The following is a 20,444-nucleotide window of genomic DNA, read 5'->3' as shown; positions in this document are numbered from 1 at the left end:
AACAACTACCTCTTAACCGAGCCCCGCCGCGTGGAACGACTCAAGGCTGGGCCGGATGGTCGCGGTGAGCCCCGTGTCCGCCACCGCGTCCAACGTCTTGAGACCGTCCCCGGTGTTCAGCACAACGGTCGTGAGCGTCGGGTCCAGCAGCCCGTTCTCGATCAGCTTCTTCGTGACACCGACGGTCACACCACCGGCGGTCTCCGCGAAGATCCCCTCCGTACGCGCGAGCAGCCGAATCGCGTCGACCACCTGCTCGTCGTTGACGTCCTCCACCGCTCCCCCGGTCCGCCGCGCGATGTCCAGCACGTACGGCCCGTCCGCCGGGTTGCCGATCGCCAGCGACTTGGCGATGGTGTTGGGCTTCTGCGGCCGTACGACGTCCTGCCCGGCCTTGTAGGCGACGGACACCGGCGAGCAGCCCTCCGCCTGGGCGCCGAAGATCTTGTACGGCTTGTCGGCGACCAGCCCGAGCTTGATCAGCTCCTGCAGCCCCTTGTCGATCTTCGTGAGCTGCGACCCGGAGGCGATGGGCACCACGAGCTGGTCCGGCAGCTGCCAGCCGAGCTGCTCGCAGATCTCGTACGCCAGGGTCTTGCTGCCCTCCGCGTAGTACGGGCGCAGGTTGACGTTGACGAAGCCCCAGCCCTCGCCGGCCGGGTCGCCGATCAGCTCGGAGCAGAAGCGGTTCACGTCGTCGTAGTTGCCCTCGATGCCGACGAGCTCGCCGCCGTACACCGCGGCCATGACGACCTTGCCCTGCTCCAGGTCGTGCGGGATGAACACGCAGGAGCGCAGGCCCGCCCGGGCGGCGGCGGCGCCGACGGCACCGGCCAGGTTGCCAGTGGAGGAGCAGGAGAGGGTGGTGAAGCCGAAGGCGCGGGCGGCCTCCAGGGCCTGGGCGACGACCCGGTCCTTGAAGGAGTGCGTCGGGTTGCCGGAGTCGTCCTTCACGAAGAGCTTGCCGGCGTCGACGCCCAGCTCGCGGGCGAGGTTGTCGGCCTGGACGAGCTTGGTCCAGCCGGGGTTGATGTTCGGCTTCTCGGCGACGTTCGCGGGAACGGGCAGAAGAGGCGCGTAACGCCAGATGTTCGCGGGTCCCGCTTCGATGCGCTTGCGGAGTTCCTCGGTGTCGGCCGCCGAATGGACGGCGAAGTCGTAGGCGATCTCCAGCGGGCCGAAACACTCCTCGCAGGCGAACACCGGACCGAGGGGAACGCGGTGGCCGCATTCGCGGCAGGAGAGCGCGGCGGCGGGGCCGAGATCAACAGTGGGGACAGCGGAGGTGACGGAGCCGGACGTGGTGCTCTCGGCAGTTTGCGCAGCCATGGAGGCGAAACCCTTCCTCATCTTCCTCACGACGCATTTCGCCGTGAGACGGATTTGGCACCTTCCCGAGCCGGGATCCTCGCCACATGACCTGTGGACAAGATCGGCTGGAGGGTTGCCGGGGCTTCATCGGGCCGTATCCCTCTGCCCCTCTGGATGAGCGGTATGAAGTTGTGAAGGTTGTGAGGTTGTGAACAGAGGTGACCTCGGCAATGCGATGGTCACCCGCGTTGTTCAAGACTGTAACCGAAGGCTTGGATGGTGGTGGGAGCCGTCCGAACCGCGAGATACAAGATCGCGCTTCCCCCCATGCAACGTAAGGGAGAGCCGCACGTGCTGGAAGACGTCGAGCGCTGGCTGAGCACGCGCTCCTGGGCCGCCCGCGACCGCCCGCTCAAGAAGTTGATCGCCGCGAAGCGTTCCTCGAACGCCACGGTGAGTGTCGTCCTGCCCGCGCTCAACGAGGAGGAGACCGTCGGCGAGATCGTCGCCGTCATCCGCCGTGACCTGATGCTGAAGGTCCCCCTCGTCGACGAGATCGTGGTCATCGACTCGGGATCGACCGACCGCACCTCCGAGGTGGCCGCCGCGGCGGGCGCCCGGGTCGTCCACCGCGACGACATCCTGCCGCGCATCCCGGCCGTGCCGGGCAAGGGCGAGGTGCTGTGGCGCTCGCTCCTGGTCACCAGCGGGGACATCGTCTGTTTCGTCGACGCGGACCTGAAGGAGTTCTCGTCGGACTTCGTCTCCGGGATCGTGGGCCCCCTCCTCACGGACCCCGGTGTCGACCTCGTCAAGGCGATGTACGACCGTCCGCTCGGCCAGGCGGCCGGCCAGGGCGGCCGGGTGACGGAACTCATGGCCCGCCCGCTTCTCAACATGCACTGGCCGCAGCTGGCCGGCTTCGTCCAGCCGCTCGGCGGCGAGTACGCGGCCCGCCGCTCGCTCCTCGAACAGCTCCCGTTCCCCGTCGGCTACGGCGTGGAGCTGGGCATGCTGATCGACGCCCTGCATCTGGTGGGCCTGGACGCGCTGGCGCAGGTCGACGTGGGTGTGCGCAAGCACCGCCACCAGGACGGCCAGGCCCTGGGCCGGATGTCCGCCGCGATCTACCGCACCGCGCAGCTCAGGCTGGCCCGGGGCCATCTGATCCGCCCCTCGATCACCCAGTTCGAGCGCGGAGAGGACGGTTTCGAGCCCCGGACGTACTCGGTGGACACGGAGGAACGTCCGCCGATGGCGGAGATCGCGGAGTACGCGAGGAGGAAGGCCGCCTAGCCGTCGCCTGGTCGACGCCTGGTCACGCCCGGGCCGGTGCACCGGCCCGGGCGGCTTGTATACGGCTGAGGCGTACGTGTGTACGTTTGAGCGTTTCCGGGCCGGGCTAGGTTGACGCGTATGGCTTTGACGCAAGGTGTGCAGGGTACGCAGGGCTCTTACCGGGTGCTGGTCGCTTCCAACCGTGGCCCGGTCACGTACGAGGTCCGTGAGGACGGCTCGCTGCGGGCCCGGCGCGGTGGTGGCGGGCTGGTCTCCGGGCTGTCGGCGATCGGCCCGGACGCGAACGCCCTGTGGGTCTGCTCGGCCCTCGGCGACGGCGACCGCGAGGCCGTCCGGCGCGGGGAGTCCGAGGCGGGCGTACGGATGCTCGCGATCCCGGCCGACGTGCACGAGGACGCGTACAACGGCATCGCCAACTCGGTGCTGTGGTTCGTGAACCACATGCTGTACCAGACCCCGCTGGAGCCGGTCTTCGACGCGGAGTTCCGGCGCCAGTGGGCGTCGTACGAGGCCTACAACCGCGCGTTCGCCGAGGCGCTGGCCGCCGAGGCGGCCCAGGGCGCGTCGGTGGTGGTCCAGGACTACCACCTGTGTCTCGTGCCCGGGATGCTGCGCTCGCTCCGCCCCGACCTGCGCATCGGCCACTTCTCGCACACCCCGTGGGCACCGGCGGACTACTTCCGGATGCTGCCGTACGACATCTCCGAGCAGCTCCTGCGCGGCATGCTCGGCGCGGACCGCCTCGGCTTCCTCACCCAGCGGTGGGCTGACGCGTTCACCGCCTGCTGTACGGACCTGGTCGGCGGCCTCGGCGACACCCGGATCGGCGTGCACGGTCTGGGCGCGGACGCCGACTTCCTGCGCAGGCGCGCACACGAACCGGACGTCGAGGAGCGGATGGCGGCGCTGCGGGCCGAGGTCGGTGAGGGCCGCAGGACGATCGTGCGGGTGGACCGTACGGAGCTGTCGAAGAACATCGTGCGGGGCCTGTTGGCATACCGGCAGCTCCTGGAGGACCACCCGCAGTGGCGGGAGCGGGTCGTGCACATCGCCTTCGCCTACCCCTCGCGCCAGGACCTGGCGGTCTACCGCGACTACACGGCCGAGGTGCAGCGACTGGCCGACGACATCAACTCGGCCTACGGGACACCGACCTGGACCCCGGTCGTGCTCCACGTCAAGGACGACTTCGCCCGCTCCCTGGCCGCCTACCGCCTCGCCGACGTGGCCCTCGTCAACCCCATCCGCGACGGCATGAACCTCGTCGCCAAGGAGATCCCGGTGGTCTCCGACGAGGGGTGCGCGCTGGTGCTGTCCCGGGAGGCGGGGGCGTACGAGGAGCTGGGCGAGGACGCGATCGTCGTGAACCCGTACGACGTCACACAGACGGCCCGGGCCCTGGAAGAGGCCCTGACCATGAGCGCCGGCGAACGCGCGGAACGCACGAAACGCCTGGCCGCGGCGGCGACCGCGCTACCGCCGGCCCAGTGGTTCCTGGACCAGCTGAACGCGCTCAAGGCCTGACGACGGCCCGCCCGAGGGCGGCTAGCAGCCGTACGACACCCTCGGGACCGTCGACGACCAGGTCGGCGCGCTCCTCCAGCTCCGTCACGGCCTCGCTGCTGTTACCGCTGCAGACGAGCAGTCCGGGAATGCCGCCGGGGAGGCCGTTCTGGCGGAGCTTCTCCACCGCCGCGAAGGCCGGGAGGTCGCCGAGGTCGTCGCCGGCGTAGAGGACCGAGGTGGCGCCGGTCTCGCGGACGTACTCCTCCAGGGCGACGCCCTTGTCCATGCCGGGTGGGCGCAGCTCCAGCACGAGGCGGCCGGGTTCGACGATCAGGCCGTGGCGGGTCGCCAGGTCGGCGAGGGGCTCGCGCAGGGCCTCGAACGCGGCCTGCGGATCGGCGGCGCGCCGCGTGTGCACGGCGACGGCCCGGCCCTTCTCCTCGATCCAGGTGCCCTGCCAGGCACCGAGCCCTTCGAGAAACCCGGGCAGCTCGGCACGGACGGCGGCGACACCGGGGTGCGGGGCAGGAGCACTGACCGTGCCGGTCACGGCGTCCCAGCGCTCGGTGCCGTAGTGACCGAGGACGACAAGGTGCTCAAGCCCCGGCACACCCGCGAACCCCCCGTGCCGAACCGCGACACCGGCGGGCCGCCCGGTGAGAACGGCAACGGAGGCAACGCTGGGAGCAAGGGCGGAAAGCGCGGGAAGCACGTCGGGATGGGCCCGGGCCTGCTCGGGATCGGCCACGATCGGAGCGAGCGTCCCGTCAAAATCAAGGGCGACAACAACACCACCGGGCTCGGCAAGGATGGCATCCAGCCCATCACGGCCGGCCTGCGTCAGGGGCGTGGGCAGCAAGTCCATGCCCCCGACCCTATGACCATTGCGGTCCGGGCCTACGACCATTGCAGCCCGGGCCAGGCCATTCCAGCCCCGCCCGGCACCATCCAGCCCGTCCGGCGCTTGAGGACGAGGCCCGCACCCCTCAGCCTGTCCGGCGCTTGAGGACGAGGCCCGCACCCCTCAGCCCGTCCGGCGCTTGAGGACGAGGCCCCTTCAGGGCCGACAGCGGGGGTCTGGGGGCGCAGCCCCCAGGAACGGGATGGGACGGGTAGGGGCGGCGGGGGCGAAAAAACCGGCCTCACCTACCGCTCACCCCGCCGAGCCTCCCGCACCCTCCGCAACCTGTTCACCGTCACCGGATCACACTCCAACGCCCGCCGGTCATCCAGCAACGCGTTCAGCAACTGGTAATACCGCACCGGCACCAACCCCAGCTCCTCCCGAATCGCCCGCTCCTTCGCACCGGGCCCCACAAACCCCCGCCGCTCCAGCGCGAGAATGTCCTGTTCCCGCCGCCCCAACTGCTCCCCGTCCATGCAAAGCACCGTAGCCCCACCCACTGACATCCGACCTGGCAGCCCGGCGACGGCCTAGCGACGGCCCGGCGACGACCTACTGCCCGTTCTCCTCCTCGGTCTCCGCCGCATTGGCCCTAGTCTGCAACTCGGCAAGCACCGCGGCCGGATCCCCACCCGCCGCGAACGCCGTACCGATCCGCTGCTTGATGTCCGCGTTGACCTGCGCCCAGGACGTCTTGCCGACCGGGTACAGCTGTGCGGTCGGGAGCTCCTTCAGGAAGGGCGCGAGATCCCTGTCCTCGGCGGCGGCGGACATCGTCCGGGAGGCGGAGGTGGTGACCGGGAGGAGGTCGTACTCGCGGGAGAAGGCGAGCACGTTCTTCTTGTCGTAGACGAAGTCGAGGAACTTGCCGACCTCGTCACGGTGGCCGTTCTTCTTGAAGGCCATCATCCAGTCGGCGACACCCATCGCGGACCGCGTCGAGCGTTCCTGGCCCGGCATCGGCACCATCCCGAAATCGACCCCCTTGGCGGACGCGATCTTCATCAGCGAGGGGTGCCCGTTGAGCATGCCGACCTCACCGCGCGCGAAGGCGGCGAAAGCGGCGGCCCGGTTGAGGCTGCCGGGGGCGACGGAGCCGGTGAGGCCCTTGTCGACGAGTTCGTCCTTGAGCCAGGTGAACGTCCTGATGTTCCGCGGGGAGTCGATGCCGTAGGTGCCGACCTCGCTGGTGTAGCTCTCGCCGCCGCTGAGCAGCCACTGCATGGTCTCGGCCTGCGCCTCCTCGGGCCCCAGCGGGAGGGCGTACGGGAACTTCACGCCCTTCTCCTTGAGCACGGCGGCGTCGGCGGCCAGCTCGCTCCAGGTGGTGGGCGGGGTGAGGCCGGCCTCGGTGAAGAGCTTCTTGTTGTAGAAGAGGAGGCGGGTCGAGGCGGCGAAGGGCATGCCGTACTGGATGCGCCTGACCGCTCCGGCGTCGGCCAGCTGGGAGACGAAGTCGGCCTGCGTCGGGATGGAGAGCAGGTCGTCGGCCTGGTACAGCTCGCCCTTGGCCGCGTAGTCGGCGTAGGCGCCGATCTGCGCCAGGTCGGGCGCGTCACCGGCGGCGGCCATCTCCTTGACCTTGCGGTCGACGTCGTTCCAGGAGTAGACGCTGACGTCGACCTTCACTCCGGGGTGGGCGTCCTCGTACTCCCCGACCAGCTTGTCCCAGTACTTCTGGGAGCTGTTGGCGTCGGAGTCGCCGTAGTCGGCGGCGACCAGCTTCAGCGTGACGTCACCCGAGCCGACGGCTCCGCAACCACCGAGTGCCGCCGTCATCCCGAGTGCGGACACCGCCGCGATCATGCCTGTCCTGCGCCGTTGCACTGCAAAATCCCCACTGGTCGTTCACATATGTATTCATTGGTACGTTCAATTTTTTAGCTCCATAAGGTCTACACCACGTGAGTGGACTAGACCTCTTCCGGGTCTACGGGCCACACTGTCCCCGTGAGACATGTCATCGCCCTCGACGTGGGCGGCACCGCGATGAAAGCCGCCCTCATCGGGCCGGACGGCGCTCTGCTCCACCAGACGCGCCGGGCGACCGGTCGCGAGCGCGGCCCCGACGCCGTGGTCGAGGCGATCCTCGGCTTCGCCGCCGACCTGCGCGCGCACGGCATCGCCCACCTGGGCGAGAGCGCCGCCGCCGCCGGAGTCTCGGTGCCCGGCATCGTCGACGCCGAGAAGGGCCTCGCCGTCTACGCGGCCAACCTCGGCTGGCGTGACGTACCCCTGCGCGAGCTGCTCACCGAACGGCTCGGCCTGCCGGTCGCCCTCGGCCACGACGTCCGGACGGGCGGTCTCGCGGAGGGGCGCATCGGGGCCGGTCAGGGAGCCGACCGCTTCTTCTTCATCGCCCTCGGCACCGGCATCGCGGGCGCGATCGGCGTCGAAGGCCGGGTGGAGGCGGGCGCGCACGGCTTCGCCGGCGAGGTCGGCCACATCGTCGTACGGCCCGGCGGCACCCTGTGCCCGTGCGGCCAGCGCGGCTGTCTGGAACGGTACGCGTCCGCGTCGGCGGTGAGCGAGGCGTGGGCCGAGGCGACCGGAACCCCGGGCGCGGACGCGGCGGACTGCGCCAGAGCCGTCGACGCCGGCGACCCGCGCGCCCGCGAGATCTGGCAGCACGCTGTCGACGCCCTCGCCGACGGCCTGGTCACCGCCCTCACGCTGCTCGACCCCCGCACCCTGATCATCGGCGGCGGCCTGGCGGAAGCGGGCGACACGTTGTTCACACCGCTGCGCACCGCCGTACAAGAACGGATCACCTTCCAGAAGCTCCCGACCATCGCCCCCGCGGCCCTGGGAGACACGGCAGGCTGCCTGGGAGCAGGCCTCCTCGCCTGGGACCTCCTGACCGTCACCGACCTCACGGAGGTAACACCCTGATGCCAACGACCCCAGGGGAAGCGGGCCCAGTGGAGACGGGCCCACTGGCAACAGACCCAGCGACGCCCCACCCAGGGGCGCGGGGAACTGCGCGACACCCCAACCGACCGCACGAAGAAAACGCCCTGCCGGCACCCCACCCAGGGGCGCGAGGAACTGCGCGACCAGCCCCCACGGCCCCGCAGCGCACACACAGCCTGTTGCTCAGAGGCGCCCGAGTAGTACTCCCCACAGGAATCACCGAAGGCGGTCAACTGGCCGTCGAAGGAACCAAGTTCACCGAGCGCGCCCACGACGACGCCCACGAGGTCGACGCGACGGGCCACTGGCTGATCCCCGGATTCGTCGACCTACACAACCACGGCGGCGGCGGAGCCTCCTTCACCTCGGGCACCGCCGAAGACGTGCTCAAGGGCGTCCACACCCACCGGACCCACGGCACCACCACCCTCGTCGCCAGCACCGTCACCGGCGACATGGACACCCTCACCGCCCGGGCCGGCCTCCTCTCCGAGCTCGCCGAGCAGGGCGACATCGCCGGCGTCCACTTCGAGGGCCCCTTCATCTCCCCGTGCCGCAAGGGCGCCCACTCCGAGGCGCTGCTGCGCGACCCGGACCCGGCGGACGTACGGAAGCTGATCGACGCGGCGCGCGGCCGGGCCATGATGCTCACCCTCGCCACCGAACTCCCCGGCGGCCTCGACTCCGTACGGCTCCTCGTCGAGCACGGCGTCCTCGCGGCGATCGGGCACACGGACGCGACGTACGAGCAGACGCTGGAGGCCATCGACGCGGGCGCCACCGTCGCCACGCACCTCTTCAACGCGATGCCGCCCCTCGGGCACCGCGACCCCGGCCCGATCGCCGCCCTCCTCGAAGACGACCGAGTGACGGTCGAACTCATCAACGACGGCACGCACTTGCACCCGGCGGCCCTCCAACTCGCGTTCCACCACGCGGGCGCGGACCGCGTGGCGTTCATCACCGACGCGATGGACGCCGCCGGCTTCGGCGACGGCCGCTATCTGCTCGGCCCGCTGGAGGTCGAGGTCAGCGAGGGTGTGGCACGGCTGGTCGAGGGCGGTTCGATCGCCGGCTCGACACTCACCCTGGACCGCGCCTTCAAGCGGGCGGTCACCGTCGACCGGCTCCCGGTCACGGACACGGTCGCCGCCCTGTCCGCCAACCCGGCCCGGCTGCTGGGGATGTACGACCGGGTGGGCTCCCTGGAACCGGGCAAGGACGCGGACCTGGTCCTGCTGGACGCGGACTTCACGCTCAAGGGAGTGATGCGCAAGGGCAGTTGGGTAGTGGATCCCCAACTCTCTTGACCTGCAGAGGCGAGAGGAAAACGAGGGAGGAGGTCGACGGGATGATCCTCACGGTGACACTGAACACCGCGCTCGACATCACGTACCGCGTAGGGGAGTTACGCCCGCACGCCTCCCACCGGGTCAACTCGGTGACCGAACGTCCGGGCGGCAAGGGCCTGAACGTGGCCCGCGTCCTGGCCGCCCTCGGCCACGAGGTGACGGTCACCGGCTTCACGGGCGGCCCGACCGGGCGGACCGTACAGGACCAGCTCGCCGCCACACCAGGCGTGTTGGACGCCCTGATGCCGGTGTCGGGTGCAACTCGCCGCACGATAGCGGTGATCGACGACTCGGCGGCCGGTACACCGACGGACGCGACCCAACTCAACGAACCCGGCCCGCAGATCACACCGGCCGAGTGGTCCGCGTTCCAGGGCGTGTACGAGGGACTGCTGCCGTCCGTCTCCGCGGTGGCCCTCTGCGGGAGCCTGCCGCCGGGGGTGCCGGTGGGCGCGTACGCCGACCTCGTCCGCGGTGCACGGGCGGCGAACGTACCCGTGCTGCTAGACACCAGCGGGGAGCCGCTCAGACGTGGGGTCGCGGCCCGCCCCGACCTGGTCAAACCGAACGCCGGTGAACTCGCCGAACTCACCGGCTCCCACGAGCCGTTGCGGGCAACCCGGGACGCCCGCAGGCGCGGTGCACGGGCCGTGGTGGCCTCACTGGGCCCGGACGGACTGCTCGCGGTGACCGAGGAGGGCAACTGGCGGGCGATCCCGCCGACCCGCGTCCGGGGCAATCCGACGGGCGCCGGCGACTCACTGGTCGCGGGCCTGCTGTCGGGCCTGGTCGACCAACTCCCCTGGCCCGAACGCCTGACCAGAGCGGTGGCCCTGTCGACGGCGACCGTACTGGCCCCGGTGGCAGGCGAGTTCGACCGCACGACGTACGAGAAACTGCTGGACGGGGTGACGGTGACACGCGAGGCGACGGCGGCCTAGAGCAGGACCAGTGCAGGCCTGGAGCCTGTCGGTCCTCGGCCGGCGAGCCCAGCCCCCGTCGGATCAGCCGTCAGATCCGCTGTCCTTCGCCAGATACAGCTGGTCCAGGTTCACGTCGCACTGGTTCCCCTGCTCGCAGGAGATCTTGATGGTGTTGGTGCCCTTGTTCAGCTGGACGGACGCCCAGGTGTTCGTCCAGCCCTTCGCGTAGTCGCCCTCGGCGGCGTTCGCGAAGTTCTTGAGGTTGAGCGGTCGGGTCTGGACCTCGCCGTTGACGGTGAGCGTGGCGTTGGCGTCCTTGCCGGGTACGCCGTAGTTGACGTACAGCCGGTAGCCGGCCGCCTTCGCGATCCCGCTCACATTCCAGGTGACCGACGCGCCCACGTTGTTGAAGTTGCCCACATAGACACCGTCGGCCGCCTTCGCGCCGTCGACGTCCGACACGGGGGACGCGCCGCCGCCCAGCAGCAGGGCCTTCGCGTCGATGGTGGGGAGGTCCTCCTCCGATGCCGGCGCCGAGGCACTGGCCGACGGGGACGGATCGGCGCTCTGCGAGGTCGAGGGGGTATTACTGGCGTCGGCGTTCGTGCCCTTGTCGCCGTCGCCGCCCATCATCGCCACGGCGATACCGATGACGACCGCGGCGACCACCGCGATGGCGCCGATCAGGAGACCCTTGGTGTTGGGGCCGGAGCCCCGCCCGCCCCTGCCGTTGCCGCTGCCCCCGCTGTACGACGGCTGCTGCGGGGCCGCGGGGCCGCCGCCGAAGGCCTCGGGCGCCTGGTAGGTGGCGTTCGGGCTGCCGTATGCCCCCTGCTGCTGCGGGATCGCCTGGCCGTACTGCGCGGTCGGGGCGGTCGGGGCGGTCGGCGCGCTCTGGCCGTACGCCGGCTGCTGGCCCTGCGTCGGGCCGCTGTACTGGCGCTCGCCGACCGGCCGGGTGCGGCCGACCGAGTTCGGGTAGCCGTAGCCGCTGCTCGGCGGCTGGGCTCCGTTCGCCCGCCCGTCCTCGTACAGGTAGCCGAACGGGTCATCGTCCTCGGGCGTGCTCGCGCCGCTGTTGCCGGGCGTCATCCCTTGGTCTCCTCAACAGGTGCGGGGTGGGACTGGTGCGGGTGGGACCACGAGATGTTGCGAGGTCCTGCCAAACATGCAATGCGAATAGCGAGCCTACCCGCTCCCACTGACCCAAACGGGTGAGTCCGGCCGCACCGGACCGGCGTCACACCACTGAGCTGGAGATCATCCCGCCCTGCGGTGCTGTTTGGGACGAGATCGTTTCTCGATGTACATCCGTTCGTCGGCCGACTTCAGGACTTCGTCCGCCGTCATCCCGCACTGTGCCCACCCGATACCGAAACTCGCGCCGACCCGCATCACACGGCCGTCGACCCGGATGGGCTGGATGATCTCGTTGCGCAGGCGTACGGCGAGGTCCTGGGCGTCGGCCCGGCCCAGGCCGTCGGCAAGAACCACGAACTCGTCGCCGCCGAGCCGGGCCACCGTGTCGCCGTCGCGCACGGCCCCGCCGAGCCGCCGGGCCACCTCGATCAGTACCGCGTCGCCCGCGTTGTGCCCGAAACGGTCGTTGATCGACTTGAAGCCGTCGAGGTCGCAGAAGAGAACCGCGAGCCCCTTCGTCCCGTCGTCATGTTCACCCTCGGGGGCGACGGTGTGGACGTGGTGGTCGTACGCGCCGTACACCTCGGGGGCGCCGCGGAAGTCGAACCCGTGGCCGTTCGCGTCGTACGGCTGGATTCCGCCGTCCGTCACGGGCACCGGCGCCGAGGAAGAGGCCGGCGCCGTCGTGTACTGGTCGTGCGTACCGAAGGGGTCCAGCTGGGCGGGAACGTAGGCCGCGTCGACCGACTCGACCAGGCCGGGCGCCGCCGTCTGGGGGCGCTGGCAGAGGCGGGCGCTGAGCCGGGCGCGCAGTTCGGCCGAGTTGGGCAGACCGGTCAGGGAGTCGTGGGAGGCGCGGTGGGCGAGCTGGAGCTCGCGGCGCTTGCGCTCCTCGATGTCCTCGACGTGGGTGAGCAGGAAGCGCGGGCCGTCGGTGGCGTCCGCGACGACGGAGTTGCGCAGCGACACCCACAGGTACGTGCCGTCCCGGCGGGCGAGCCGGAGTTCGGTGCGCCCGCCCTCGGCGGAGGTGCGCAGCAGGGTGCCCACGTCCTCGGGGTGCACGAGGTCGGCGAAGGAGTAGCGGCGCATCGCGGAGGCGGGGCGGCCGAGCAGCCGGCACAGCGCGTCATTGGTCCGGAGTATTCGCCCGTGCTGGTCGCCGCCCATCTCGGCGATGGCCATGCCGGAGGGCGCGTACTCGAACGCCTGCCGGAAGCTTTCCTCACTGGCCCGCAGCGCCTGCTGCTCGCGTTCGAGTCTGACCAGTGCCCGCTGCATATTCGCGCGTAGACGTGCGTTGCTGATCGCGATGGCGGCCTGAAACGCGTACATCTGGAGCGCTTCCTTGCCCCAGGCGCCCGGCCGGCGCCCGTTGCGCGGCCGGTCCACGGACAGCACGCCGATCAGTTCGCCACAGGTGCCGCCGGGCACGCCCGGGGTGAACATCGGCGCGAAGAGCCGGTCCGAGGGGTGCCACTCGTCCTCGAAGCGCGGGGCGGGCCCGTCGGTGTACCACTGCGGGACGTCGTCGTCGTCGAGGACCCAGCCCTCGGTGTGCGGTATGAACACCAGGTCGCCCCAGGCCTCGCCCATGGCGAGCCGGCGTTCCCAGGAGTCGCGCGAGCCGACGCGGCCGGTGATGAGGGCCTCGGCGGCGGAGTTTCCGGCGAAGGCGGCGACGACGAGATCGCCGTCGGGGCGGACGAGGTTGACGCAGGCCAGCTCGTATCCGAGGCCGTTGACGACGCCGTCGGCGACGGTCTGGAGGGTGTCCGCCAGACTGCGCGCGGTGTTCATGTCCGCCATGACCTGGTGCAGCTGCCGCAAGGTCGCGAGACGGACGTACGGCTCCTGGTCGGTCTCCATTCGCCCTCCTTCCGCCTATCCCACCTTCTCCGCCACTGAATCACAGCGCGCTGCCCACTCGGTACACAGGGTCAACAAAAAAGGTCACCTGTGACTCAAGTCACAGCGAAAGATGAGCAATTGAGTGGAGTTTCTGAGTTCTCCCTGTGCATTTACTGAACGCAAACTTTGTATCCGTGCGGATACTACGAGCGAGGATACGGCCGAGAGGAAGTCGGCGGGGCCGTTCCCGATCTTTGGGGTCGGACGAGAGTCGGTCGGGAGTCGGCCCGGAGTCCTAGGTCCCGGTTCGGGCGCTGGTCCGATGCGGTGACACAGGGACCCCGAATAGCTTTTCCATGTGCTGACTCCCTCCGCCATACCCAGCCATGCCGCACCCGTCACTCCCCTCCCCCCGCGCGACGGGCATCCTGGGGGAGTGAGCAACGACGACTTCCGCGCCGCCATGTCCCGCCTGGCCTCGGGCGTGGTCCTGGTGACCGCACAGGAGCCGCCACTCGACGCGGACGATCCGCACGCGCCCGGCGGCGAGGACGTCGGCATGACGGCGACCGCCTTCCTCTCGGTCTCCCTGGACCCGCCCCTCGTCATGGTCAGCGTGCGCGAGGGCTCCCGGATGGACGACCTGCTCGACGAACAGCCCCTGTGGGCGGTCTCCGTCCTCTCGGAGAACCAGCGGCACATCGCGGGCCGGTTCGCGATGAAGGGCCGCATCAGCGACCGTCTCCTCTTCGCGGACCTCCCCCACCTCCGGGGCGAGGCGTCCGGCGCCCCCCTGGTGGAGGGCGCCCTGGCGACCCTGGAGTGCCGCACGGAACAGCGGGTGACGGCCGGCGACCACACCCTGGTGATCGGCCGCGTCCTCACGGCGACCGCGCCACACGCGGACGAGGGCCCACTTGCGTACTTCCGCGGCCGTTACCGCCGCCTCGACTGACGAGAAACCCGCTGGTCACGCCCCTGCCGGACGGCCTAGGTTCGCCATATGACGAACGACACGCTCCGGCTGGAGCGAATCAGCTCCGACAACTTCGACGCCGCCATCGCCGTACGGGTCCGCCGGGACCAGGAACACGCGGTCTCGCCGGTCATGAAGTCCCTGGCCGAGGCGTACGTCCATCCGCGCACCGCCTGGCCCCGGCTGATCCTCGACGGCGAGCGTCCGGTCGGCTTCCTCATGGCCTTCTTCGACATCGCCTGGGGCAACACAGGCACCGACCTGCGCTCCGGCCTGTGGCGCCTGAACATCGCGGCCGACGAACAGGGCAAGGGCTACGGCCGCTTCGCCGTCGAGTCCGTCGCCGCCGAGATCCGCCACCGCGGGGGCACCGACCTCTACGTCACCTGGCACCCCGGCCCGACCGGCCCCGAGCCCTTCTACCTGAGCCTGGGCTTCACGCCCACCGGCGAGACCAGCGGGGGCCAGACGGTCGGCGTACTGAAACTGGGTTAGCACTCCGCGCCAGATCCGTCACGATGTCGATCACGATGTCGATGTCGATCATGGCGGCCTTTGCGTGTACGAACGTAAATTCATTGCCGGGGCCGTTCCAGGAGCCGCTCCACGAGCCGTTCCACGGTTCTTTCCCCCGGCCGTTCGGAAAATCACGACCGTTCATTCCCGGCGGTTCACTGCCCGCGGTTCACTGCCGGTTTCCGGTTACCGGCTAACCCCAGTCCCGTCCCGTACGACCCCGCTTCACATCCGCGCGCGCCTTCTTCTGCCGCAACCGGCGTTCGTTGATACCGCGCGGAATACGGGTGGGGGTACGGGGCTTGGGCGGTGGCGCGGTGGCCTCGGCGAGGAGGGCGGCCAGCCGTACGGCCGCCGCCTCTCGGTTGCGCCACTGCGAACGATGCTCGGAGGAGCGGACGGTGACGACTCCGTCGACGAGCCGTCCGGCGAGGTGCTCCAGCGCACGCCGCTTCCAGACTTCGGGGAGCGCCTCGGTGCCCGCGAGGTCGAGGCTCAACTCGACCCGCGTGTCACTGGTGTTGACGTGCTGCCCGCCCGGCCCGCCGGACCGCGAGAAACGCCACATGAGCTCGGCCTCGGGGAGCGAGACGGAGCCACGGATGAAGTAGGGACCGGACATGCCCCTATGGTCGCGCGGCTGTCCGGTCCACGTCACCCCGTTTTCACTCCGACAAGGTAGGTAAAGAAAGTAAAGGCGCGCGGAACCTTCGGGACCCCCGTCGGCGTTCATAGAGGTGACGGTAGCTTCGTCCCGTACGGGGCTCCGCACCGCACACACGTACTGCACGTATGTCAAACGAGGGAAGGACTCCCAACAATGGCTGTAAGCCTGTCCAAGGGTGGCAACGTCTCGCTCACCAAGGAGGCTCCGGGCCTGACCGCCGTCACCGTGGGCCTCGGCTGGGACGTCCGCAGCACCACCGGCACGGACTTCGACCTCGACGCCTCGGCGATCGCGGTCAACACACAGGGCAAGGTCTTCTCCGACGCCCACTTCGTCTTCTTCAACAACAAGGAGACCCCGGACAAGACCATCGTCCACACCGGCGACAACCGCACGGGCGAGGGCGCGGGCGACGACGAGGCGATCAAGGTCAACCTCGCCGGCCTCCCCGCCGACATCGACAAGATCGTCTTCCCGGTCTCGATCTACGACGCGGAGAACCGCTCGCAGAACTTCGGCCAGGTCCGCAACGCGTACATCCGCATCCTGAACGAGGCTGGCGGCGCCGAGATCGCCCGGTACGACCTCTCCGAGGACGCGGCGACGGAGACAGCGATGGTCTTCGGCGAGCTGTACCGCAACGGCGCGGAGTGGAAGTTCCGCGCGGTCGGCCAGGGCTACGCCTCGGGCCTCGTGGGCATCGCGCAGGACTTCGGCGTCAACGTCTGAGTCGTGGACGGCAGCTGAAAAGCCCCCGGTCGAGCGCGAGTCGGCGTTCGGGCCGGGGGCTTTCGCATGCCCCGGCAGAGGGCCGAGAGAGCTGAAGGCCGCGTCGTGACACCATCACCTCCGTGCTCGATATCGGCTACGCCCTCTCCAACCGGTTCCCGGACCCCCCGCAGACCGACTACCGCCGCGCGGACGTCCACGCACTGCGGCACGACCTGTTCTGCGGAGACGTCTACCTCGCCGACACCAAGGCCGACCGGGAACTGTCCACAGCCTGGGGATGGGTGCCGGTGCTCGACTTCGCGTGGGCCCTGTGCGACATCGTGGAACAGCTGGACCAGGACCCCCGGGGGTCCCGCGCCGCCCGCCCCCAGTACGCGGAACTGGACTTCACCGAGTCCACCGACCGCATGCTCTTCGAGCGCCGCTTCGGGTGGGTGGACATCGAATCCGACTGGATGCCGGCGGAGGAGCCCGCGCTCACCTTCTCCCACGCGGAACTCCGCAAGGAGGCGCGGGACTTCCTGCACGACGTCCTGGCCGACCTGATCGACCTGCACGACGCCCTCGGCGAGAACCCCGCGATCTGGACCCTCCAGGCCCGCTTCCCGAGGGTGCGCTGAGCGGGGGCCGACCATCCCTGGGGGCTGCGCCCCCAGACGGGCTGCAGAAGCAGCGCGCTCGGGCGAACGGGAAGGGATTCTCAAGGGCACCCTCGAATCGGACCGAGTCGGGCGAGTGGGTGGGAAAACACCCTCGAGGGCACCCCTCAAACGGACCGAGACGGGCGGGCGGGTGGGAAACCCCCCGCCTACTCCACCCGCACCCCCAACTCCGCCGCGAACACCCCCGCCAGATCAAGCAACTGCACAGGACTGATCACCGCCCCCGCCAGCCGGTCCACCCCCCGCGCGAACCCCAGCTCCGCGGCCCGCCGAAAGTCCACGTCCTTCAGCCGCGCATCACTGAAGTCCGCCCCCTTCAGCGCACAGCCCACGAACTCCACCCGCTCCAGCACCGCACCCCCGAAGTCCGGCTCCACCAGCACGCACCCGTCGAAGACGACATCCTTCAGCTTCGACTTGCGCAGGTTCAGATAGTCGATCTTCCCGCCCCGCACCACCACCCGCTCCAGCACAGCCCCGTGCAGCTGCACCCCACCCAGCCGAGCATCGACCAGCTCCACATCACGCAGGGTCGACTCGGCGAGGTTCGTGCCCACCCCCCGTATGCCCGTGAGGACCGAGTCGAGCAGCCGGGCGTGGTGCAGCCGTGTCTCGTCCAGCGCGCACCCCGTCAACGCGCAGTCCATGAACCGGGCACCCCCGCCGTCCTGCCCGGCGAAGTCGGCCTCCCGGAACTCCAGCCCGTCATAGTCCCCGTCCGGCTCCAGCTCACCGCCCCCGAACGGCTCCAGCACCGGCAACCGCACCTCGGGCCGCCGAGCCTCCTTCACCCCGGAACCGGAACCCCCCATACCCCTAGTACTGCCCGCGCCACCCACCACTCGCCTCGCCATGCCCCCATCCTGCACCCCACCACTGACAATCCCGCTGACCTGCGAAAACCCCCACCCATCCACCCCCATGTCACATTCCGACCCCCGCCATCAGTCGTACTGCCGGAAAGCAGAGAGGCGCCCACCCCAGGGAGACCCCAGACATGCACCCGGCCCGCACCAACAACCGAACCGCCAACCGCACGCACAACAACCGCACCCACACCCCCGCCCGCACCCCCCTCACCGTCATCGGCGGCGGCTTCGCCGGCCTGACCGCCGCCATCGCCGCCGCGGAAGCGGGCGCCAAGGTCACCGTGCACGAGGCCCATCACACCCTCGGCGGCCGAGGCCGCACCGCCGAGGAGCCCTACCGGACGAACGAGGGCCCGCACGCCCTCTACAGCGGCGGCCCGCACTGGACCTGGCTCACCCGGCGCGACCTCATCGGCCCACTCGCCCCACTGCCCCCACTCGAAGCCGCCCGCTTCCACTTCCGCCACCAGGGCGCCCTGCGCCGCACCCCACCCCTCGCCATGCTCAAGCTGCTCCGCCGCAGCGCCCAACACGCGCCCGTGGACGTCGACTTCATGACCTGGGCCACCGAACAGGCAGGGGAGAAAGGCGCCCGGGCCGCCGCGCACTACTCCGCCGTCGCCCTCTTCCACCACGACCCCGGCACCCTGTCCGCGGCCTTCGTCCAGGAACGGCTGCGCCGCGCCGCCGCCCTCCCGCCCGAGGCCCACTACCCGCGCGGCGGCTGGGCCAGCGTCATCGACCGTATGGCCGCCCGCGCCTGGAACCTGGGCGTACGAGTGGAAACCCTGTCCCGCGTCGACACGCTCCCCACGGACAAACCCGTCATCGTCGCCACCTCCCTCGACGCCGCCCGGCGCCTCCTGAACGACGACACCCTCACCTGGACCGGCGGCCGTACGGTCCTCCTCGACCTCGCCGTACGCAGCCGGCGCGGCGACCCCTTCGTCGTCTCCGACCTCGATGCACCCGGCTGGCTGGAACGCTTCACCGCCCAGGACCGCACCCTCGCACCGGCCGGCGAACAGCTCCTCCAGGGCCAGTTCCCGATCGGCCCCGACGCCCCCCGCGCGGAGGGCGTCACCCGTGCCGAGGAACTCCTCGACCTGGCCTTCGACGGCTGGCGCGAACGCGTCACCTGGCGCCGCGAGGCCACCGCCAACGGCCGTACCGGCGCGGTCGACCTCCCCGGGACGAGCTGGCGCGACCGGCCCGCCATCGAACGCGGCAACGGTGTCTATCTCGCGGGCGACCAGGTGGCGGCCCCGGGCGTCCTCGCCGAGGTCTCCTTCAACAGCGCGCTGAACGCCGTATCACTGGCCCTGGGCAACCGCCGAACCCGCCTCGACCCCCTCGACCTCAAGCAGGCCTGAAGTCGAGAAGGGACCCGGGGGCCCCTACCGGCCGGCCACCCGATCCGCCACCCGAGCCAACCGCGACGACCGCTCCCCGCCCCCGGCCGACTCCCGCCGATCCGCCGCCCGATACGTGGCGTACATCCCCCGCACCCCCACCCACCGCAACGGCTCCGGCTCCCACTTCCGCACCCGATGCCCCACCCACGGCAGACCGATCAGCTCCGTACGCCCGCCCTGCCCCGAATCCAGCAGCACCAGATCCCGCAACGTCCGCGCAGCGAGGTTGGCCGTGGCAACCCCCGAACCGACGTAACCCCCGGCCCAGCCAAGCCCCGACGACCGGTCCAGCGTCACCGTCGCACACCAGTCCCGCGGCACCCCCAACACCCCCGACCAGGCATGCGCCACCCGCACACCACCCAGCGAAGGAAAGAAACGCACAAGAACCTCCCGCAACGCCTCCACCGTCGCCGCCTGCGTACGCCCGTCGTTGTCCGTCCGCGACCCGAACCGGTACGGCACCCCACGCCCGCCCAACGCGATCCGCCCGTCCTCCGTCCGCTGCGCGTACATGTACGCGTGCGCCATGTCGCCCAACGCCTCCCGGCCCGCCCAACCGACCGACTCCCACTGCGCGTCCGTCAACGGCTCCGTCGCGATCATCGACGAGTTCATGGGCAGCCACGTCCGCCGCTGACTCTTCAACGAAGCCGTGAACCCCTCCGTGCATCGCAGCACATACGGCGCGCGAACCGTCCCGTACGGCGTGACAGCGTGGCCCGCCCGGATCTCCGTCACCGGCGTCCGTTCACGAACGACGACACCCAGCGCCTCGACAGCCGCCGCAAGCCCCTTGACCAGCTTCACCGGATGCAACCGCGCCCCATGAGGCGTCCACGACGCCCCGAGGGCACCCGCCACCCGCACCCGCTCCGCGGTCGCCTCGGCGCCGTACAACTCGCGGTCGTCCTCCCCGTACGACAGCTCCACCTCGTGGAAGTCCCTCAACCGCGCCAACTGGGCCGGCGTACAAGCGACTTCGAGCACACCCCCGCGCCGGATGTCGGCATCGAAGCCCTCCTCCCCCGCGACCCGCACAACCTCCCCGACGGTGTCGTTCATCGCCCGCTGAAGCCGCACAGCGGCCTCATGACCATGCACGCGCGCGTACCGGTCCCGCCCCGCGATCCCGTTGTACAACCAGCCCCCGTTCCGGCCGGAAGCCCCGTACCCGCAGAACTCCTTCTCCAGAACGACGATCCGAAGAGAAGGCGCCGCCTTCTTCAGGTAGTACGCAGTCCACAACCCCGTGTACCCACCCCCGACGACCACCACATCCGCCGTCGTATCCCCGGCGAGAGGCGCACGGGGAACGGGCAACCCGTCCTGCGCGTACCAGAACGACACCCGACCGTTCACCGGCCCACCAACCACACCCGAACCGCCATCCGCGCTGCTCATAGCG

General features: G+C 70.3%; 19 protein-coding genes and 1 riboswitch. Of the genes, 10 read left to right on the top strand and 9 right to left on the bottom strand.

Features of this window, described 5'->3' with window-relative positions; all coding sequences use genetic code 11:
* Positions 1-12: 12 nt before the first annotated feature.
* Positions 13-1,329: a threonine synthase gene (thrC, locus tag OG241_RS31180; RefSeq protein WP_405819933.1), complete on the bottom strand. Its 1,317-nt coding sequence runs from the start codon at positions 1,327-1,329 to the stop codon at positions 13-15.
* Between the two features lie 14 nt (positions 1,330-1,343).
* Positions 1,344-1,492: riboswitch (SAM riboswitch) on the bottom strand.
* 170 nt (positions 1,493-1,662) lie between these two features.
* On the opposite strand from thrC, the gene OG241_RS31175 reads away from it, so the two are divergent.
* Both OG241_RS31175 and OG241_RS31170 read left to right on the top strand, forming a co-directional pair.
* Positions 1,663-2,607, top strand: coding sequence for a glucosyl-3-phosphoglycerate synthase (locus tag OG241_RS31175; RefSeq protein ID WP_405819931.1), 945 nt, complete (start codon positions 1,663-1,665; stop codon positions 2,605-2,607).
* Between the two features lie 120 nt (positions 2,608-2,727).
* On the top strand, positions 2,728-4,134 hold the full coding sequence (locus tag OG241_RS31170; RefSeq protein WP_405819930.1) for a trehalose-6-phosphate synthase: 1,407 nt from the start codon (positions 2,728-2,730) through the stop codon (positions 4,132-4,134).
* Here OG241_RS31170 and otsB read toward each other — a convergent pair.
* The 3 genes from otsB to OG241_RS31155 form a co-directional block, all read right to left on the bottom strand.
* On the bottom strand, positions 4,124-4,981 hold the full coding sequence (gene otsB / locus OG241_RS31165; RefSeq protein WP_405819928.1) for a trehalose-phosphatase: 858 nt from the start codon (positions 4,979-4,981) through the stop codon (positions 4,124-4,126). The two genes, OG241_RS31170 and otsB, sit on opposite strands and share 11 nt — an antisense overlap.
* A 281-nt stretch (positions 4,982-5,262) precedes the next feature.
* A complete protein-coding gene (locus OG241_RS31160) occupies positions 5,263-5,496 on the bottom strand; it encodes a DUF3263 domain-containing protein (protein ID WP_405819926.1) in 234 nt (77 codons plus the stop codon).
* Positions 5,497-5,572: 76 nt separating this feature from the next.
* A complete protein-coding gene (locus tag OG241_RS31155) occupies positions 5,573-6,826 on the bottom strand; it encodes an extracellular solute-binding protein (protein ID WP_405819925.1) in 1,254 nt (417 codons plus the stop codon).
* Positions 6,827-6,970: 144 nt separating this feature from the next.
* Between OG241_RS31155 and OG241_RS31150 the strand changes: the two genes are divergently transcribed.
* The 3 genes from OG241_RS31150 to OG241_RS31140 all read left to right on the top strand — a co-directional run bounded on the left by OG241_RS31150 (position 6,971) and on the right by OG241_RS31140 (position 10,226).
* The gene (locus tag OG241_RS31150; RefSeq protein ID WP_405819923.1) at positions 6,971-7,912 is read left to right on the top strand and encodes an ROK family protein; all 942 of its coding nucleotides are present in this window, start codon (positions 6,971-6,973) and stop codon (positions 7,910-7,912) included.
* A gap of 200 nt (positions 7,913-8,112) precedes the next feature.
* Positions 8,113-9,243 (top strand): N-acetylglucosamine-6-phosphate deacetylase, encoded by a 1,131-nt coding sequence (gene nagA / locus OG241_RS31145; protein WP_405819921.1) that lies wholly within the window; start codon positions 8,113-8,115, stop codon positions 9,241-9,243.
* Between the two features lie 41 nt (positions 9,244-9,284).
* Positions 9,285-10,226 (top strand): 1-phosphofructokinase family hexose kinase, encoded by a 942-nt coding sequence (locus OG241_RS31140; RefSeq protein WP_405819920.1) that lies wholly within the window; start codon positions 9,285-9,287, stop codon positions 10,224-10,226.
* Positions 10,227-10,289: 63 nt separating this feature from the next.
* Here OG241_RS31140 and OG241_RS31135 read toward each other — a convergent pair whose 3' ends face one another.
* Positions 10,290-11,300: a CBM35 domain-containing protein gene (locus tag OG241_RS31135; RefSeq protein WP_405819918.1), complete on the bottom strand. Its 1,011-nt coding sequence runs from the start codon at positions 11,298-11,300 to the stop codon at positions 10,290-10,292.
* A 168-nt stretch (positions 11,301-11,468) separates the two neighbouring features.
* Positions 11,469-13,217, bottom strand: coding sequence for a diguanylate cyclase CdgB (gene cdgB / locus OG241_RS31130; RefSeq protein WP_405819916.1), 1,749 nt, complete (start codon positions 13,215-13,217; stop codon positions 11,469-11,471).
* A 418-nt stretch (positions 13,218-13,635) separates the two neighbouring features.
* Between cdgB and OG241_RS31125 the strand changes: the two genes are divergently transcribed.
* Together OG241_RS31125 and OG241_RS31120 are read left to right on the top strand one after the other, a co-directional pair.
* Positions 13,636-14,154: a flavin reductase family protein gene (locus tag OG241_RS31125; protein WP_405819914.1), complete on the top strand. Its 519-nt coding sequence runs from the start codon at positions 13,636-13,638 to the stop codon at positions 14,152-14,154.
* Between the two features lie 48 nt (positions 14,155-14,202).
* Positions 14,203-14,670 (top strand): GNAT family N-acetyltransferase, encoded by a 468-nt coding sequence (locus OG241_RS31120; protein WP_405819912.1) that lies wholly within the window; start codon positions 14,203-14,205, stop codon positions 14,668-14,670.
* Positions 14,671-14,884: 214 nt separating this feature from the next.
* Here OG241_RS31120 and arfB read toward each other — a convergent pair whose 3' ends face one another.
* Positions 14,885-15,313, bottom strand: a complete 429-nt coding sequence (arfB, locus tag OG241_RS31115) for an alternative ribosome rescue aminoacyl-tRNA hydrolase ArfB (protein ID WP_405819910.1) — start codon at positions 15,311-15,313, stop codon at positions 14,885-14,887.
* 198 nt (positions 15,314-15,511) lie between these two features.
* On the opposite strand from arfB, the gene OG241_RS31110 reads away from it, so the two are divergent.
* Both OG241_RS31110 and OG241_RS31105 read left to right on the top strand, forming a co-directional pair.
* Positions 15,512-16,087: a TerD family protein gene (locus OG241_RS31110; RefSeq protein WP_006382336.1), complete on the top strand. Its 576-nt coding sequence runs from the start codon at positions 15,512-15,514 to the stop codon at positions 16,085-16,087.
* A 122-nt stretch (positions 16,088-16,209) separates the two neighbouring features.
* Complete coding sequence (locus tag OG241_RS31105) at positions 16,210-16,710, top strand: hypothetical protein (protein ID WP_405819908.1); 501 nt, start codon at positions 16,210-16,212, stop codon at positions 16,708-16,710.
* Between the two features lie 188 nt (positions 16,711-16,898).
* Here OG241_RS31105 and OG241_RS31100 read toward each other — a convergent pair whose 3' ends face one another.
* The gene (locus OG241_RS31100; RefSeq protein WP_405826505.1) at positions 16,899-17,543 is read right to left on the bottom strand and encodes a pentapeptide repeat-containing protein; all 645 of its coding nucleotides are present in this window, start codon (positions 17,541-17,543) and stop codon (positions 16,899-16,901) included.
* 206 nt (positions 17,544-17,749) lie between these two features.
* Between OG241_RS31100 and OG241_RS31095 the strand changes: the two genes are divergently transcribed.
* The gene (locus tag OG241_RS31095) at positions 17,750-18,994 is read left to right on the top strand and encodes an NAD(P)-binding protein (protein WP_405819906.1); all 1,245 of its coding nucleotides are present in this window, start codon (positions 17,750-17,752) and stop codon (positions 18,992-18,994) included.
* Positions 18,995-19,018: 24 nt separating this feature from the next.
* Here the strand turns inward: OG241_RS31095 and OG241_RS31090 are convergent, their stop codons facing one another.
* The gene (locus tag OG241_RS31090) at positions 19,019-20,440 is read right to left on the bottom strand and encodes an NAD(P)/FAD-dependent oxidoreductase (RefSeq protein WP_405819904.1); all 1,422 of its coding nucleotides are present in this window, start codon (positions 20,438-20,440) and stop codon (positions 19,019-19,021) included.
* Positions 20,441-20,444: the final 4 nt, after the last annotated feature.

Origin of the sequence: Streptomyces sp. NBC_01390 (assembly GCF_045040105.1) — a bacterium.
Taxonomy (GTDB): domain Bacteria; phylum Actinomycetota; class Actinomycetes; order Streptomycetales; family Streptomycetaceae; genus Streptomyces.
The sequence above is the reverse complement of the archived record's forward strand: the minus strand, read 5'-3'. Positions and strand labels throughout refer to the sequence as shown.